We start from the raw sequence: 537 nt of genomic DNA, 5'->3' as shown, positions 1-537 counted from the left end.
ATGATGGGCCACCTGGCGGCCAAGCACGCCATAAAGATCGGGGCCGATCTTGTTGGGGCCGCCCTTCTCGAAGCTGTGGCAGGTCTTGCACTTGGCGATGGCCTTTTCGCCCTTGGCGGCGTCAGCCTTGGCTAGCAGCACGGGAAGCGGCGTCGCCGCCTTGGCCGCTGGAGCCGCGCCGCCAGCCGACGCCTCGGCCGCCTGCGGCAGATCATACCCCGGAACCTTCGGCGCATGGTTCTCAAACAGTTTCTCAGTGACGATATTCAGCCCAAGCACGAACATGAGAGTGCCCAGAACCGCGCCGGCAATCTTGTTAAGCTCGAAGGAATCCATAAACGGCGACTCCGCAAGGCGTGATCTGGATAAGGACGGCGCCCCGCAGGCGGAGCTTTGGGGCGATGATTAACCGCTTTGACGCGGCGAACGCAACTCGTATAGGTGAAACGCTCTTTGCTACTTTTTGACGCCATTCCAAATCATGATCCAGCCCCTCGTTCTCATTCCCGCGCGGATGGCGTCCAGCCGCCTTCCCGG

At 61.5% G+C, this 537-nt stretch carries 1 protein-coding gene; it reads right to left on the bottom strand.

The features are described 5' to 3' along the window. The coding region (locus tag AC4FS3_RS29380) for a c-type cytochrome (RefSeq protein ID WP_491023475.1) at window positions 1–336 on the bottom strand (336 nt) is incomplete at its 3' end. Between the last annotated feature and the right edge of the window lie 201 nt (window positions 337–537).

This window comes from Pseudogemmobacter sp. TB195 (assembly GCF_058313095.1).
Note: the sequence above shows the minus strand (reverse complement) of the source record. Positions and strands in the feature narration are given on the sequence as shown.